Origin of the sequence: Alistipes sp. CAG:268 (genome assembly GCA_000434235.1) — a bacterium.
In the GTDB taxonomy this organism is placed as follows: Bacteria; Bacteroidota; Bacteroidia; order Bacteroidales; family Rikenellaceae; genus Alistipes; species Alistipes avistercoris.
Genome location: FR892023.1, coordinates 100,833 through 117,195, shown reverse-complemented (window position 1 = coordinate 117,195; position 16,363 = coordinate 100,833). Strand labels below are relative to the sequence as shown.

At 63.1% G+C, this 16,363-nt stretch carries 15 protein-coding genes; 4 read left to right on the top strand and 11 right to left on the bottom strand.

What is annotated here, in order from left to right:
• The 3 genes from QZL63_RS11170 to dnaA form a co-directional block, all read right to left on the bottom strand.
• Positions 1–418 (bottom strand): HTH domain-containing protein (locus QZL63_RS11170; protein WP_290587209.1); only part of this gene is annotated, 418 nt, incomplete at its 3' end.
• A gap of 96 nt (positions 419–514) precedes the next feature.
• Complete coding sequence (locus QZL63_RS11165) at positions 515–1,084, bottom strand: STM3941 family protein (RefSeq protein WP_022309373.1); 570 nt, start codon at positions 1,082–1,084, stop codon at positions 515–517.
• A gap of 234 nt (positions 1,085–1,318) precedes the next feature.
• Positions 1,319–2,734, bottom strand: a complete 1,416-nt coding sequence (gene dnaA / locus QZL63_RS11160; protein ID WP_022309372.1) for a chromosomal replication initiator protein DnaA — start codon at positions 2,732–2,734, stop codon at positions 1,319–1,321.
• A 226-nt stretch (positions 2,735–2,960) separates the two neighbouring features.
• Between dnaA and QZL63_RS11155 the strand changes: the two genes are divergently transcribed.
• The 3 genes from QZL63_RS11155 (at position 2,961) to QZL63_RS11145 (ending at position 7,177) form a co-directional block, all read left to right on the top strand.
• Positions 2,961–4,703 (top strand): phospho-sugar mutase, encoded by a 1,743-nt coding sequence (locus tag QZL63_RS11155; protein WP_022309371.1) that lies wholly within the window; start codon positions 2,961–2,963, stop codon positions 4,701–4,703.
• A gap of 319 nt (positions 4,704–5,022) precedes the next feature.
• Positions 5,023–5,406, top strand: a complete 384-nt coding sequence (locus tag QZL63_RS11150; RefSeq protein ID WP_022309370.1) for a BlaI/MecI/CopY family transcriptional regulator — start codon at positions 5,023–5,025, stop codon at positions 5,404–5,406.
• 13 nt (positions 5,407–5,419) lie between these two features.
• On the top strand, positions 5,420–7,177 hold the full coding sequence (locus tag QZL63_RS11145; RefSeq protein ID WP_022309369.1) for a M56 family metallopeptidase: 1,758 nt from the start codon (positions 5,420–5,422) through the stop codon (positions 7,175–7,177).
• Between the two features lie 163 nt (positions 7,178–7,340).
• Here QZL63_RS11145 and QZL63_RS11140 read toward each other — a convergent pair whose 3' ends face one another.
• The 8 genes from QZL63_RS11140 to dapB form a co-directional block, all read right to left on the bottom strand.
• Complete coding sequence (locus QZL63_RS11140) at positions 7,341–7,667, bottom strand: nucleotide pyrophosphohydrolase (RefSeq protein WP_022309368.1); 327 nt, start codon at positions 7,665–7,667, stop codon at positions 7,341–7,343.
• Between the two features lie 2 nt (positions 7,668–7,669).
• Positions 7,670–8,317 carry an O-methyltransferase gene (locus QZL63_RS11135; RefSeq protein WP_022309367.1) on the bottom strand — a complete coding sequence of 216 codons (648 nt, stop codon included), beginning with the start codon at positions 8,315–8,317 and terminating at the stop codon, positions 7,670–7,672.
• A 141-nt stretch (positions 8,318–8,458) separates the two neighbouring features.
• Entirely contained in the window at positions 8,459–9,418 is a 960-nt protein-coding gene (locus tag QZL63_RS11735) for a M16 family metallopeptidase (RefSeq protein WP_441293907.1), read from the bottom strand.
• Positions 9,370–9,702: a M16 family metallopeptidase gene (locus QZL63_RS11780; RefSeq protein ID WP_022309364.1), complete on the bottom strand. Its 333-nt coding sequence runs from the start codon at positions 9,700–9,702 to the stop codon at positions 9,370–9,372. Before QZL63_RS11780 ends, QZL63_RS11735 begins: the two co-directional genes overlap by 49 nt.
• Positions 9,703–9,711: 9 nt before the next feature.
• A complete protein-coding gene (gene uvrA / locus QZL63_RS11120) occupies positions 9,712–12,498 on the bottom strand; it encodes an excinuclease ABC subunit UvrA (protein WP_022309363.1) in 2,787 nt (928 codons plus the stop codon).
• A gap of 81 nt (positions 12,499–12,579) precedes the next feature.
• Positions 12,580–13,194 carry an IMPACT family protein gene (locus QZL63_RS11115; protein WP_022309362.1) on the bottom strand — a complete coding sequence of 205 codons (615 nt, stop codon included), beginning with the start codon at positions 13,192–13,194 and terminating at the stop codon, positions 12,580–12,582.
• A gap of 3 nt (positions 13,195–13,197) precedes the next feature.
• Positions 13,198–14,553 carry a signal peptidase I gene (lepB, locus tag QZL63_RS11110; protein ID WP_022309361.1) on the bottom strand — a complete coding sequence of 452 codons (1,356 nt, stop codon included), beginning with the start codon at positions 14,551–14,553 and terminating at the stop codon, positions 13,198–13,200.
• A gap of 19 nt (positions 14,554–14,572) precedes the next feature.
• The gene (gene dapB / locus QZL63_RS11105) at positions 14,573–15,328 is read right to left on the bottom strand and encodes a 4-hydroxy-tetrahydrodipicolinate reductase (protein ID WP_022309360.1); all 756 of its coding nucleotides are present in this window, start codon (positions 15,326–15,328) and stop codon (positions 14,573–14,575) included.
• 244 nt (positions 15,329–15,572) lie between these two features.
• On the opposite strand from dapB, the gene truA reads away from it, so the two are divergent.
• Positions 15,573–16,349 (top strand): tRNA pseudouridine(38-40) synthase TruA, encoded by a 777-nt coding sequence (truA, locus tag QZL63_RS11100; RefSeq protein WP_022309359.1) that lies wholly within the window; start codon positions 15,573–15,575, stop codon positions 16,347–16,349.
• Positions 16,350–16,363 lie beyond the last annotated feature (14 nt).

Below are 16,363 nucleotides of genomic sequence, written 5' to 3'. Positions count from 1 at the left end.
GCCGCCGCTCCTCGATGGCCTCGATCAGGCGGCGGATGTTCGGGGCGTTCTTGCCGCGAACGACCGTGTCGGCCAGCGTCCGGTTGTCGTAGACCGAGCAGAGTTTGCGTTTGAGGTTCTGTTTCAGGAGGTTCGTGTCGTCGATGTTCTCGATTGCGCTCCGCAGGATGACGGCCTCCTCTTCGGTGAAATGGACCAGCTGCGAGATGTCGCGGAAGTGCGGCGACTCCTTGTCGAGACGGATGCAGTCGCCCGACTTCTTGATGACGAAGCCCGCTTCGCGGAAGGTGTCGATGTAGCGGTAGACGGTCCGGCGCGACATGCGGAGCCGCTCGGCCAGCTGATCGACGTTGTAGGTGGTGTTGGCCGTGAGCAGCTTCATGAGCCGCAGCAGCCGTTCGAGTTTGGGTTGGTCCATGCTTCGAGGGATTTCTTCAGTTGTTCTTGCGGGCAAAGATACGAAAAAGTCGTGACAGAAGCTGTCACGACCCGCTTGGGGACGGAATCCGCCTTTTCAGGATGCCGGTTCCCTTTCGCTTCTGGCGCGGTAGGCGGCAAGATGCTCTTCGAGAGAGCGTTCCACCTCGCCGGGAGCTGCGTCGAGCACGCGGTCGTTGATCGTATAGGGGGTGTCGCTGCAACTCAGGGAGATGTCGATGGCGATCTGTCCGATCGGTCCCGACCGGTCGTATCGTTGTGCCAGGTCGCGGGTGTGGACGGCAAGCAGGTCGTTCCCGGCGATCCGTACCCGGCTGAACGCCTCGATCGACTCCCAGGGGAAGAAGTATTCTTTTGCGGGTTTCAGGATGGAATGGAGCTTGAGCCCTTCGGGCAATACCTCTACCAGCGGGAAGCGCCTGCGGAGGAGGGCCGCAACGGTCAGGGCGACGGCTCCGGTCCCGAAGAAGAGTATCGACAGCCATCCTGCGACGGGAATGATGTATCGGGCGGCCAGCGACGGGGCTGCGGAGGCGTGGAGGATCATCCATGCACTTGCTCCGACAAACAGGAAGCAGCCGGCCAGCAGGGGCAGGATCCTGCGGAGGCTGAGGTGGAAGCGGCGGGTCTCGGGTGCTGCGGTCATGATGTTCGGGGTTGTGGGATACCCAAAGATATGCAAAAAACGGAACAAACGCAAGTTCGGTGTGCGGACAAGCTGGCAATAAAAGGGGGATGCGCGTGGATCGCATCCCCCTTTTTGTCTCTTTTTCGCGGTTCTGTCCGGTTCGGCTTTTGTCCTGCTTTCGGCCTCCCGGTCCCGGCTGTCCTGTCCTGGTCACGGCCCGGCACCTTTGCTGTCCCTCTGGCCCCCCCCCGGTTATTGGGCGAGGACCTTTTTTTCGATCTCCTCGACCATGCGGCGGAATGCCTTGTCGGTCTCGATGAGATTCGATACGGCCTTGCACGAGTGGAGCACCGTGGCGTGGTTGCGGCCTCCGATGGCGGCCCCGATGGTCGTCAGCGGCGCTTTGGTGTGCTGCTTGGCCAGATACATGGCGATCTGGCGGGCCTGGGCGATTTCGCGCGTGCGCTCCGTGGAGTTGAAGCGGGCGAAATCTAAATTGAGGTATTCGCACACGACCTCGATGATGTGGTCGATGGTGATCTCCTTCTGGTAGAGCTGCACGTAGACCTTCAGGATCTCCTTGGCCAGCGACGTGGTGATCTTGCGCCCGAGGAACGAGGCATTGGCCACCAGCGACGAGAGTGCGCCCTCGATTTCGCGGACGTTGGCCGAGATGTTGTCGGCCAGATAGGCCACCACGTCGTCCGAGATCTGTGCCCCGAGCTTCTGCGCCTTGATGCGGATGATCTTGAGCTTGGTCTCGTAGTCGGGCGTGTTGAGCTGTGCCGAGAGGCCCCACTTGAAGCGCGTCAGCAGTCGCTGTTCGATGTCCTTGAGCTCCACGGGCGGCTTGTCCGAGGTGAGGATCAGCTGCTTTCCCGACAGCTGCAGGTGGTTGAATATGTTGAAGAAGGCGTTCTGCGTACCCGTCTTTCCGGTCAGCTCCTGGATGTCGTCGATAATCAGCACGTCGATCATCTGGTAGAAGTGGATGAAGTCGGGGATCTCGCCGTTCTTGTAGGCGGTCTGGAACTGCGCCTGGAACTTGTTCATCGAGACGTAGAGCACCTGCAGTTCGGGGTGGCGCTGGCGCACCTCGTGGCCGATCGACTGCACGATGTGGGTCTTGCCCAACCCCGAGTCGCCATATATATATAGGGGATTGAAGGGGTTGTTTCCCGGGTTCACCGCCACGGACATGCCTGCCGAACGGGCCAGCCGGTTGCATTCGCCCTCGATGAAGGTGGCGAACGTGAGGTTCGGGTTCAACTGCGGGTCGATCACGATCTTCTTGACACCCGGAATGACGAACGGATTTTTTATATTTGCGGTATTCGTCTGGGCGTTGAAACGGGCGATCGGCGTCGTGTCGGCCTCGGCGGGAGCCGGTGCGGCTGCGGGGGCCGGGGTACGGGGCACGGCGTAGTGGAGTTTCGTCTGCTGTCCGTAGAGCTGCGAGATGATGGGCCGCAGGAACGGGATGTAGTTCTTCTCGATCTGCCGCACATAGCTCTCGTTGGGTACGCGCAGACGGAGCGTCGTACCGTCGAACTCGAGCGGTACGATGGGCTGGAACCACTTCTCGAACTCTTCGGCCGAGGTCTGTGCCTTGATCCGGTCGAGACAGTATTGCCACATGTCGTTATGTGCCTGCGTGTTGTTCAGCATGACGAAAGTTTGCGCTGTTTTGACGTGACAAAGTTGTGAATAAATTTGTAAAAAGATTCCCGAAAATGAGTTGCAAATCTCCCGTTTTTGTATATAGAAAAACAACGCTTTCCGGAGGGTCGATTTTAACTTACTGATATTGAATATTCGAAAATTATTCCGTATATTTGCATATAAAATTTTTGGAACAGACGATCATTAAATTATAGATAAAACCAATAGCATTATGGCAAGCGAACTCGAACAGCAGGTGCTGAAAAAGGCGCAGTCGTGGCTCGACGGACACTACGACGAGGAGACGAAAAAACAGGTCAAGTATTTGATCGACAACGATATGAAGGAACTTGTGGAGAGCTTCTACAAGGACCTCGAATTCGGTACCGGCGGCCTGCGCGGCATTATGGGCGTGGGCTCCAACCGCATGAATATCTACACGGTGGGCGCTGCAACGCAGGGCCTGGCCAACTACCTGAAGAAGAACTTCGCGGGCGAGCAGATCCGCGTGGCGATCGGCCATGACAGCCGCAACAATTCGCGCATGTTTGCCGAGCGTGTGGCCGACATCTTCGCCTCGAACGGCTTCACGGTTTTCCTCTTCGACGCCCTGCGTCCGACCCCCGAGCTGAGCTTCGCGATCCGCGAGCTCAAGTGTCACTCGGGCGTGGTTGTTACCGCCTCGCACAACCCCAAGGAGTACAACGGCTACAAGGCCTACTGGACCGACGGCGCGCAGGTGACGCCCCCGCACGACAAGAACATCATCGCCGAGGTGGAGAAGATCACCGACGTCGATATGATCCTGACGGGCAGGAATCCCGAGAACATCACGATCCTCGACGAGAAGTTCGACGAGATCTACCTCGACAAGGTGCATGAGCTGTCGCTTTCGCCCGAGAGCGTGAAGAAGCATCACGACATGAAGATCGTCTATTCGCCGATGCACGGAGCCGGCGTGCGCCTGGTTCCTGCCTCGCTGCGCAAGTTCGGATTCACGAACGTCATCATGGTCAAGGAGCAGGCTGTCATCGACGGCAACTTCCCCACCGTCGAGTCGCCGAATCCCGAGGAGCGCAAGACCATGTCGATGGCCATCGATCTGGCGGCCAAGGAGGGTGCGGACCTGGTGCTGGCCACCGATCCCGACTCGGACCGCATCGGTGTGGCGCTGCGCAACAAGCGGGGCGAATACGTGCTGCTGAACGGCAACCAGACCCTCGTGCTGCTGATGAGCTACCAGCTGACCCGCTGGGCCGAGCGCGGCGAACTGGACGGCAACCAGTATGTCGTCAAGACGATCGTCACGTCGCAGATGGCCAATGCCGTGGCCGACTATTTCAAGGTGAAGTGCTACGACTGCCTCACGGGCTTCAAGTATATCGCCAAGATCATCCGCGAGAACGAGGGCAAGACGAAGTACATCGGCGGCGGCGAGGAGTCGTTCGGCTATCTGGCCGGCGACTATGTGCGCGACAAGGACGCCGTTTCGGCCTGCTCGCTGGCTGCGGAGGCCGCCGCATGGGCCATGGATACGATGGGCCTGACGCTCTACGAGTGGCTGCAGCAGCTCTACGTGAAGTACGGCTTCTACCGTGAGGGCCTGGTTTCGGTGGTCCGCAAGGGCAAGGAGGGTGCCGAGCTGATCCAGAAGATGATGGTCGATTTCCGTACCAACCCGCCCAAAACGATCTGCGGCTCGCCCGTGGTGAAGGTGAACGACTTCCTCTCGCTCGAACAGACCGACCTGCGCACCGGTGCCAAGACGCCCATTGAGCAGGATTCGAGCAACGTGCTGCAGTGGTTTACCGAGGACGGCACGATCGTTTCGGTGCGCCCGTCGGGCACGGAGCCCAAGATCAAGTTCTACTTCGGTGTCAAGGCGCCGCTGGCTTCGGTGGACGACTACGAGAAGGTGCTCGCCGAGCTTGACGCCAAGATCGAGGCGATCAAGAAGGACCTGAAGCTGGAGTAACCGGCCGCGCGTCCCTTCCCGACTGTGCCGGGGCCCGACAATCGGGCCCCGGCTTTTTGCTGCCCCCCCCTGCTCTTCCTTGTCTTGCTCCCTTTGCGTTGCGATGCCGCTATGCCCCATGCCCTTGCTGCGTCTTCTCCCCTGTTTTCGCTCCTTTTTTTGCTTCGAGCCGTCTCGCTCGTGCTTCTTTTTTTTCCGGTCCGCAGCCTGCCCTCTCTGCCGACGGCGGATGATTTTTCATGAAATATTAAAAATATAGTTGCATAACTAAAATATTAGTTATATATTTGCTCCAGGAGAATCAACTAAAATTATAGTTATGGTAGAGATTGTCAAGAACCGCCCCCAGGAGCTCACCCGCGCCGAACTGGAGATCATGCAGGTCTTCTGGCGGCAGGGTGCCTGCGTCGTGCATGCCATCCTCGATGCGCTCGAGGAGCCCAAACCGGCCTACAATACCGTTTCGACCATTGTCCGCATCCTCGAGAAGAAGGGCTATGTGGGGCACAAGGCCTACGGCAAGACCTACGAATACTACCCGCTCGTTTCGAAGGACGACTACGCCCGCCGCTACATGGCCACCGTACTCGACACCTTCTTCGACGGTTCGGTGAGCCGTCTGGTCTCCTTCTTCTCCGAGCATAAGGCCATCTCGGTCGAGGAGACCGACGCCATCCTCCGCATGCTGCGCGAAGACGAATAAACCCGAGTCTGCCATGAAATCGCCCTTGCTCTATATCGTCGAGATGCTCTTCTGCAGCGGAATCCTGCTGGCTTTCTACCGGCTGGTGCTGGTGCGCAGGGTTTCGTTCCGGGTGTGCCGCCTCTATCTGGTTGCGGCGCTCCTCCTCTCGGCCGTGATCCCGGCCCTCGAGATCCCGGTCTACCCCGCTTCGGTCCGGAATCCCGATTCCGTCCGGTCCGAGTGGCTGCAGGAGGCGTACCCTGCCGGACCTGCTGCAGTCGGCGAGGCGGCGGGCGAGGCGGTGTCGGGGACGCAACCTCGCCCCGCGACGCCGCGTTATGCCCTCCCGCTGCGCCTGCTCCCGGCGGCAGCCTGTGCCGCGGTCACCCTGCTGTCGCTGGGGCTGCTCGTCGTCCGGCTGTACCGCATCCGCCGCCTGCGCCGCCGTTCGCGGCTTACGCCCTGCGCCGGCTATACGCTGGCCGAGAACCCGCAGGTGGCTGCCCCCTTCTCGTTCCTGCGCACGGTCTTTCTGGGTCCGGGCTACGAGGGGGAGCGGCGCGCGATGGTGCTTTGCCACGAGGCGGGCCATGTCCGCCACCTCCATTCGGTCGAATGCCTCATTGTCGAGTTTGTGCGGAGCCTCTTCTGGTTCAATCCCTTCGTCTGGATCGCCCAGCGCTGGCTGAAGGAGGTCCACGAGTGGGAGGCCGACCGCGAGGTGCTCGATGCAGGCTACGACCTCACCCGTTATCGGATCGTCCTGTTCCATCAGCTCTTCGGCTATAATCCGGATATAGCCTGCGGGTTGAACCATTCACTCACCAAAAAACGATTTGCCATGATGACGCGATGCAACAACCGGCGCCATGCCGCCCTGCGGCTGGGCGCTGCCCTTCCCGTGCTGGCGGGGTTGGTCCTGCTTTGCAGCTTTACCGCCCGGGAGCCCGAACCTCCGGCCGTCGCCCGCACTTCGTCGGGCGACGATCCCCTGAATCTCGATATCCGCATCGGCCGCGACTCGGTCTGGGTCGATGGCACACCGGCCTCCGGCGACAGAATCCTCGAACTGATTGCGCGGAAGCGCGACCGCCTCTCCGAGGAGGAGCGCCCCCGCCTGACAGTCACGCTGCGTGCCGACGGCGAGGTGTGCATGGGCGCCGTGACCGACCTAAAGGAGCAGATGCGCGAGGCCCGTGTGCTGCGCGTACGCTACGAAACGGCCAGCTGCGAGGTCTCCCGGATGCTCCCGCCCCGCATCGGACCGTCGCCCGACGGGGCGAAACCCGGCGTGGTGCCATGTGACATGGTGGAGTGTATTCCGGGGGACTCGCTGCTTCCCGATTCGTTCCGCCTGAAGATTGCGGAGCGCAACTGTTTCCTGGTGTCGGTCAATGCCCGGGGGCGCATGCTTGCCGGGACCGTACGAAACAGGAGGGAGTGTACGCCCGACGAACTGAAGGCGCTGGCCCGGGAGTTCCTGCTCAACCCGACGGACGACCGGTCGCTTTCCGAGCATCGTCCGACTGCGATCTGCCTGCCCGACGGCCGTACGGAGCACTATGCCGAGTATCTGGGCATGTTCGGCATTCAGATCGACCGTGCGACTCCCTATGCCGTCTATGCCGGCGTACAGCAGGCGTTGTCTGAGGTTTATGCCGATCTGCGGGCCGATCTTGCGCGGAAGTGGTTCGGCTCTCCGTTCGACGGGCTGGATGCCGGGCAGCGTGCATGCGTCCTGCGGGCCCTGCCGATCCGGATCACCGAGATCGCCCCGAAGGGAATCTGACCTGATCTGCCGATGCAGCCATCCGGTGCGGCGGTTCGCCGCGGTCTTCCGGATGCGGTGTCATCCTTCTCGCTCTTATCATAGGCGAGCCCCGTGTCAGACGCTTCGGCGCTCTCCGGCACGGGGCTGTTTTTCGGGGCTCAGGCGCACTGCCTCCGACGGTTCAGTCCCGGAGCTTCTCGTTGTGGAGGTGGCGCTCCCTATCGCGGGAGGTCTTCTTGGCGAAGTTGGCCTCCATGGCGGCCGTGAGGTCCACACCCGTCTGGTTGGCCAGGCAGACCAGCACCCACAGCACGTCGGCCATCTCGTCGGCGAGGTTCTTTTTCTCTCCCGCCTTGAACGACTGGTCGCCGTACGTGCGGGCCATGATGCGGGCCAGCTCCCCCACCTCTTCCGTGAGGCAGGCCATGTTTGTAAGTTCCGAGAAGTAACGCACGCCGTAGGTTCGGATCCACGCATCGACGCGCTCCTGCAGTTCCTTGATCTCCATTGTTATCTTACCCTTATCAGATTCAGTCCGTCGCGCAGCGGGACGATGACGTTCTCCACCCTCGGGTCCTCGACCACCATGCGGTTGAACTCCAGCAGCGCCTGCGTGTGGCGGTCTGCGTGCGCAACGGGTTCGACAACCTTTCCCGACCAGAGGATGTTGTCGGCGATCAGCACCGAGCCGCTGTGCACCAGCGGTGTACCCGACGTGTCTCCCAGCAGCATCCGGTAGTAGTCGGGGTATTCGCGCTTGTCGCCGTCGATGAACACCAGGTCGAACGTCGTAGCGAGTCGGGGTGCGATCTCCAATGCCGAGCCGATGTGCAGGCGGATCTTCGCCCCGTGGGGCGAACGGTCGAAGTAGGACTGCGCCACCTCCTCCAGCTCGTCGTCCACCTCCACGGTGTCGAGCTGCGCCCCCTCTTCCAGCCCGGCGGCCATCGAGAGGGCCGAGTAGCCCGTGAAGGTACCGATCTCGAGTACCCGCTGCGGGCGGAGCATCCGGACGAGGAGCTCCAGCAGCCGCCCCTGGATGTGCCCCGAGACCATGCGCGGCGCGACCGTGCGCAGGTGCGTCTCGCGGTCGAGCTCCTGCAGCAGCGCATCCTCCGGTTCCGAATGCGCGCGGACGTATCGTTCGAGTGCCTCCATCGTTGCTATCGGGCGTAGAAGCCCTGTTTGTTGAACTCGTAGGAGGCGTCGATCGCCTCGGGCGTATCGGCGAATGCGTCGAGCAGGACGATGAGTACCAGACGGTTCGAGGGTCGTTCCATAGGGTGTTCCGTTTTTTGTCTATTTGTAAACCAGCCGCGACATGTTCGTGAAGACCTTGCCGGCCACTTCGGTCAGCTGTTCGGCCGAGATTTCGCGGATCTTGGCGTAGACCTGCTCCATCGTGTCCACATCGTCGTGGAGCAGCAGGCTCTTTCCGGCCCCGAGCATGTAGCTTTCGTTGCTCTCGCTCGAGATGGCCAGCTGGGCGATGAACTGCTTCTTGGCCATCGAGAGCCGCCGGGCCGTGAGGGGTTCGGTGCGGAGGCGGTAGAGCTGCTCCTCGATGAGGGCGATGCAGCGCCCGGCGTTGTCGTGGTCCGAACTGAAGTAGATCGCTACGATACCCGTGTCGGTATAGGGCGTATAGCTGGCCTCGATGTTGTACGACAGCCCGTGTTTCTCGCGTATGACGGTGTTGAGCAGCGAGTTGGCGCTCGGTCCCCCGAGGATGTTCGTCACGAGGGCCAGCGGCAGACGGTCCTCGTCGCCGATGGCGCAGGCGCGGTTGCCGATGATGCAGTGCGTCTGGTGGGTATGCCGTGCGACTTCCTTGGCGAACGGGGCCGTATAGGCGGGTGCCGCGCGGCGGAATCCGCGCTGCGAGGCCTCCTCGGCGGCGAAGTAGCGCCGGGCCACCGCCTCGGCCGTGCGGGGCGCGATGTTGCCGATCGACGAGAAGACCATGCGGTCGGTCGTGTGCGTGCGTGCCGTGAAGGCGCGGATCGCGTCGCTGTCGTAGCGGGCGAGGGCCGCCTTGCGCCCCAGGATGTTGTGCCCCAGCTCCGACCCGGCGAAGAGCAGGTCCTCGAACGTGTCGTAGATCATGTCGGCCGGCGAGTCCTTGTAGGTGTTGATCTCGTCGGCGATGACCTCCTTCTCGCGCTCGAGCTCGCGCTCGGGGAAGGTCGAGCGGAAGGCGATGTCGGCGATCAGCTCCGCGGCCTTCGCGAAGTCGCCCCGGAGCGTCGTGGCGTTGATCGTCGGGTCCTCCTTGTCGTGGCGTGGATCGTCGTGTCCTCCTTCGTGGTGAAGGCGTTGAGCTCCCCGCCAAGGTTCTCCAGGCGGCAGTTCACCTGCCAGGCGCGCCGCCGCCGGGTGCCCTTGAAGAAGGCGTGCTCGGTGAAGTGCGCCAGTCCGTACTCGTCGGGATGCTCGTCGCGGCTCCCGGCGTCGATGACCAGTGCGCAGTGCGCCACCGAGCCCTTCACCTGCCGGTGGATGCCTCGGATGCCGTTGGGAAGCGTATATGTGTAGAATTCCATGCGGATTGGTTACATTTTGGTGTGCAGGCGCAGAAATTCGCCCGTATGGCTGCCGGGGCACTGCGCCAGTTCGCGGGGCGTTCCCTCGAAGACTACCCTGCCGCCGCCCGATCCCGCTTCGGGACCGAGGTCCACGACCCAGTCGGCGCACTTGATGATCTCCATGTTGTGTTCGACGATGACGATCGTGTGGCCGCGGGCGATCAGGGCGTCGAAGGCCGCCAGCAGCTTCGATATGTCGTGGAAATGGAGTCCCGTCGTCGGCTCGTCGAAGATGAACATCACGCCGCCCTGCGCCGAGTCCTTGGTGAGGAACGACGCGAGCTTGACGCGCTGGCTCTCTCCGCCCGAGAGGGTCGAGGAGGACTGGCCCAGCTTCACGTAGCCCAGCCCGACGTCCTGCAGCGGACGGAGGCGTTCGACGATCCTGCGGCAGGTGGCGTTAGCGGCATCCTCGCCGAAGAAGGCCACGGCGTCGTCCACGGTCATCTCCAGCACGTCGTAGATCGACTTGCCGCGGTACTTCACCTCGAGCACCTCGTCGCGGAACCGTTTTCCGCCGCACGCCTCGCAGACCAGTTCGACGTCGGCCATGAACTGCATCGAGACCTTGATGACCCCTTCGCCCTGACACTCCTCGCAGCGGCCTCCGGCGATGTTGAACGAGAAGGCCGAGGCCCCGAGACCCGTATGCTGGGCGTAGGGCTGGTCGGAGTAGAGTTTGCGGATCTCGTCGTAGGCCTTGATGTAGGTCACGGGGTTCGAGCGCGACGACTTTCCGATGGGATTCTGATCGACCATCTCGACCGACTTGAGCAGCCCGACGTCGCCGTCGATGCCGTCGAAGTCGCCCGGCTTGACTCCCGTGTCGAAGAGCATCCGGCGCAGTGCCGGATAGAGGATCCCCTTGGCCAGCGACGATTTTCCCGAGCCGCTCACCCCCGTGATGCACGTCATCACGCCGAGCGGGATCCGCACGTCGATGTTGCGGAGGTTGTTCTCGCGGGCGCCGCGGATCGTGATCGAGTGGCTCCAGCCGCGGGGCATGGCCGGTGCGGCGATCGAGCGGCGGCCGGTGAGGTAGTCGGCCGTCAGGCTCCCGGTGCACTGCATCAGGTCGTTCAGCGGGCCGTTGAAGACCACCCTGCCGCCGTTGTACCCCGCCTCGGGTCCGATGTCCACGATCCAGTCGGCGGCGCGGATCACCTCCTCCTCGTGTTCGACGACGATCACCGTATTGCCCAAGTCGCGCAGCTGCCCGAGGACCTTGATCAGCCGGTGCGTGTCGCGCGGGTGAAGCCCGATCGAGGGCTCGTCGAGTATGTAGAGCGAACCGGTGAGGTTGCTGCCCAGCGAGGTCGAGAGGTTGATGCGCTGGCTCTCGCCGCCCGAAAGCGTCGAGGAGAGGCGGTCGAGCGTGAGGTATCCCAGCCCCACGTCCGCGAGGTATTGCAGGCGGTTGCGGATCTCGGTCAGGATGCGCGCCGCGGTTTTCGTGTCGTGTTCGTCGAGCTGCAGCGCGTTGAAGAAGGGGATCAGCTCGTCCACCGGCATCGCCACTATCTGGGCGATCGTGCGGTCGCCGACGCGCACGTAGAGCGCTTCGCGGCGCAGGCGCGAGCCGCCGCACTCGGGGCAGACGGTCTTGCCCGTGTAGCGGGCCTTCATCACGCGGAACTGGATCTTGCGCCGCTCCGAGTCGATGTACTCGAAGAACTCGTCGAGTCCGTGGAAATATTCGTTGCCGCGCCAGAGCAGCCGTTTCTGCTCCTGCGTCAGCTCGTGGAACGGCGTATGGATCGGGAAGCCGAACTTCGGGGCGTTCTCGACGAGCAGCTGCTTCCACTTGCGCATCGTCTCGCCGCGCCAGCAGGCAATGGCGTCCTCGTAGATCGTCTTGCTTTTGTCGGGGATCACCAGGTCCTCGTCGATGCCGATGACCTTGCCGTACCCTTCGCAGCGGGGGCAGGCCCCGAGCGGGTTGTTGAAGCTGAAGAGGTGCTCGGTGGGGTGTTCGAACTCGATGCCGTCGGCCTCGAAGCGCGACGAGAACTCCTCCTCGGCGTCGTCCGTCAGGACGGTGCAGACCCCGTCCCCGTAGGAAAAGGCGCGGGCCACCGAGTCCCGCACACGGGTCTGCGTGTCGTCGTCCTGTGCCACGCGGAGCCGGTCCACGACTACGCGGATCCCGTCGGCGGTCGTTTCGGGGCCCACCGTGGGGATGAAATCCTCGATGAGCTGCACCCGGCCGCCGGCATGGACGCGCATCAGGCCGTCCGCGAGCAGCAGCGTGAGCTTCTCGATGAGTCCCTGCCCGGCGGCCAGCTGCAGCGGGGCCGCGATCACCACCCGCTCGCCGCCGCGGGCGAGGATCCGGGCCGCGACGTCATCGACGTCGTAGCAGCGCACCTCCCGTCCCGATACGGGGGAGTAGGTGCGGCCGATGCGGGCGAAGAGCAGCTTCAGGTAGTCGTAGATCTCGGTGGTCGTGCCGACCGTCGAGCGGGGATTGCGCGTATTGACCTTCTGCTCGATGGCGATCGCCGGTGCGATGCCCGAGATGACGTCCACGTCGGGCTTGTTGATCTTGCCCAGGAACTGGCGGGCATAGGCCGACAGGCTCTCGACGTAGCGGCGTTGCCCCTCGGCGAAGATCGTGTCGAAGGCCAGCGTCGATTTCCCCGAGCCCGAGAGCCCCGTGACGACGACCAGCCGGTCGTGCGGGATGTCGATGTCGATGTTGCGGAGGTTGTGGACCCGGGCCCCCTTGATATGGATTACGTTATCGTTTGCCATGTTTTCAGTGCGTCGGAGGTGCCGCTGCACCCTTTCCGGGGCCGTGCGGCCGCTCCCGCGTCGTTAGGTTCTGTTGTTTGACTACCCTCTCTGCTGCGCGTCGCCGTCGGTCGAGCCGCCCGCCTTGCGGAGCCGTTCGACGAGTTCGTCGGCGCGGCTCTCGCGGATCGTGAGGTGCATCGTGCAGAGGTTGTCGAAGTTCTGTGCGACGATCCGCGGCTGCATCTCCTTGACCGCCCGCATGATGTCGTTCATCGCTACATAGGGAAAATCCACACGGATCCTGCGGTCTACCGTCCGTTCGACGATCCGGGCCGCGGCGATCGCCTCGGCGGCCGATTCGCGGTAGGCGGCGATCAGCCCCGGGACCCCGAGTTTCGTGCCGCCGAAGTAGCGGACCACAACCACCAGACACTCCGTGAGCTCGTTCGAGAGCAGCTGTCCGAGGATCGGCTTGCCGGCCGTTCCCGAGGGCTCTCCGTCGTCGTTGGCGCGGAACGTCTCGCCGTGGGGGCCGAGCCGCCACGCATAGCAGTGGTGCGTGGCGTCGAAGTAGCGTTTGCGGAGCGCCTCGAGCCGCTCGCGGATCTCCTCCTCGGTGCATACCGGGTAGATGTAGGAGAGGAACTTGCTGCTCCGCTCCCGGCAGGCGGCCTCGGCCGGCGCCTCGATGGTCCGGTAGACGTCCTCGGCCACGGGTCAGCGGACTTTTTTGAAGATTCGCTCCCAGCGGATGTTGGCCGGGAACCGCTTGTTGGCGTCGAGCGACAGCCAGACGAACGAGGCCTTGCCGACGATGTGGTCTTCGGGCACGAAGCCCCAGAAGCGCGAGTCGGCCGAGTTGTGGCGGTTGTCGCCCATCATCCAGTAGTAGTCCATGGCGAAGGTGTACTCTGTGGCCGGGGTCCCGTCGATGCGGATCACGCCGTCGTCGCCGACCTCCAGCTCATGGCCTTCGTAGGCCTCGATGATGCGGCGGTAGAGGGGCAGGTTCTCCGTCGTGAGCGGCACCGTGGCCCCCCGCTTCGGGATCCAGATCGGGCCGTAGTTGTCCTGACTCCAGCGGGCGTCGCCCCACTGCGGGAAGACGTCGTCGTTGGGGGTATAGACGTAGCGGCGGATCGAGATGACGTTCTTGAGCGCCTCGACCTTCCCGGCGGCCTCGGCCGTCAGCGACATGTAGTACGACGATCCGTTGCCGCTGTACTCCGTGACGCCGAGGTTGTCGATGGCATACTGCGAGAAGGGCGCCGAGGTCTGCACCAGATAGGTGTACTGGATGCCCGCAATGGGCTCCTGGGCCGTGCCGTTCACGTAGACCCGTCCGTCGCGGATTGCCAGCGAGTCGCCCGGCAGGGCCACGCAGCGCTTGATGTAGTTCTCGCGTTTATCGACCGGACGGCTGATGACCGTATATTTCTCGTTGAGCTGGCGGCGCCCCTCTTCGCGGCCGAACGACTCCTCGTAGCTGCGCAGCACGTCGTAGTAGGTGACCGCCTGGTTTTCGAGCAGGACCGTGTCGCCGGCCGGGAAGTTGAAGACCACCACGTCGTTGCGGCGGATCGGCCGTAGCCCCTTCAGGCGGTGGTAGGGCCACTTCACGGCCTCGGAGTAGGACTTTTTGGTCTCCGAGAAGGGCATCGTGTGGTGCACGAACGGGAACGAGAGCGGCGTGTTGGGCATCTGGGGTCCGTAGGTCACCTTGCTCACGTAGAGGTAGTCGCCCACGAGCAGCGATTTCTCCATCGACGAGGTGGGGATGACGTACATCTGGAAGACGAAGATGTGCACGAGCGAGGCGACGACCGTGGCGAAGACGATGGCATTGACCCACTCGTAGATGACCTTGTAGCTCTTGCTGCGTTCGCAGAGCCGGCGGTTGTGGCTCCACACGTGGCGGTAGAACCAGCGCGAGATGTAGAGGTCGTAGATCACCGGCAGACCGAGCAGCAGCCAGAGGTTGCCGGTCCACACCACGAACCAGAGCGTATAGAGCAGGGCAGCCAGCGTGAAGCCCACCCATCGGTTGCGGAAGAAAGCCTTGATTTTTCCCATGTCGAGTCGGTTGTTTCGATTATTTCAGCAGATCGTCCATGCCGTATACGCCCCTCTTTCCGCAGAGGAACTCCGCGGCCACGACGGCGCCGGCGGCCAGCGGGCGGCGGTTCTTGATCGTGTGGCGGATTTCGAGCCGGTCGTCCTCCGATTCGTAGCTTACGGTGTGGATGCCCGGCACGGCGCCCTCGCGGACCGAACGGATCTCCACACAGTCGGCGGGAGTCTCCTCGCTCCGCTCCACGCGGTTGGCGGCATGCTCGATCCCCGGGGCGTAATTGACCCACCCCTGCTTGGTGTCGAGCCGGTCGATGATCCCCTCGGCCAGCGTGATGGCCGTACCGCTCGGGGCGTCCTTCTTCTGGGTGTGGTGGACCTCCTCGATGCGCACCTCGTAGCCGCCCACGCGGTTCATCATCTCTGCCAGCTGCCGGTTCAGGCGGAACATCAGGTTTACGCCCAGGCAGTAGTTCGAGGCGTAGAAGAGCGCCCCGCCGCGCTCGCGGCACAGCGCCTGCAGTTCGGGCAGACGGTCGGTCCAGCCGGTCGTGCCGCTCACCACCGGGGTCCCGCACTCGATGCAGGTGCGGATGTTGCGGTAGGCGGTCGCCGGTGTGGTGAACTCCAGCGCCACGTCGATTCCCTGCAGATGCGCGGCGTCGAGCTCCGCGGCGTTGTCCATGTCGATAATCAGCGCGACCTCGTGTCCCCGCTCGCGGAGGATGGTCTCGATCTCGCGCCCCATTTTGCCGTATCCTATGATGGCTGCCTTCATCTTTTTCGTCGTTTTTCGTCTCCGCCCCTCTCCCCTTCCGCAGACCCGGACGCACGGCCGGCTTGTCGCCGCATGCCTGCTCCGCGGCCCGCCGCAGGGCGGCCGGGGCGAAAAAATTGATTTCCCGCAAAGATACGAATTTAATTTGGAATCCAAATGCGCGGCGGGTATTTGGATGCGATGCGCCCGGAAAACGGGGCGACGGAAATTTTCGTATCTTTGTCCCCGGCAAAATACGATTCCGATGCGCTATTTCCTCGAACTCCGATACAACGGCGCCGCCTATTGCGGCTGGCAGCGTCAGCCCGACCAGCCGTCGGTGCAGCAGACCCTCGAACGGGCGCTCTCGACCCTGCTGCGCGAGCAGCTGGAGGTGACCGGCGCCGGCCGTACCGATACGGGGGTGAACGCCTCCTACTATGTGGCCCACTGCGACGTGTCGCAACCCGTCGCGGATCCCGGGCGGACGGTCTACAAACTTAATTTCCTGCTGCCGGGCGACATCTCCGTGCTGGGCATGACCCCCGTGCCCGACGGGGCCCATGCACGCTTCGACGCCCGCGAGCGCGAATACCGCTACTTCATCGAGACGCGCAAGAATCCCTTTACGCGCCACGCCACGTGGCAGTACTACGTGCCGCTCGACCTCGAGCGGATGAACCGTGCGGCCGCCTCGTTGCTCGAGTACGACGACTTCACGTCGTTCGCCAAGCTCAACTCGAACAACCGGACGAACATCTGCCGGATCCTGCGGGCCGACTGGCAGGCCGACGGCGACCTGCTGCGCTTCACGATCCGTGCGGACCGCTTCCTGCGCAACATGGTGCGGTCGATCGTCGGCACGCTGGTCGATGTGGGGCGCGGACGTTACACCCCCGAAGAGTTCCGTGCGATCGTCGAGAGCCGCGACCTGTCGCGGTCGAGCGCCGGCGCCCCGGCGCAGGGCCTCTTCCTGAGCGACGTACGCTATCCTGCCGGGATCTTCGAGGCCCGTTGTTTCATGCCGTTCGACCGCCCCTGAATCCCCGTCGTTGC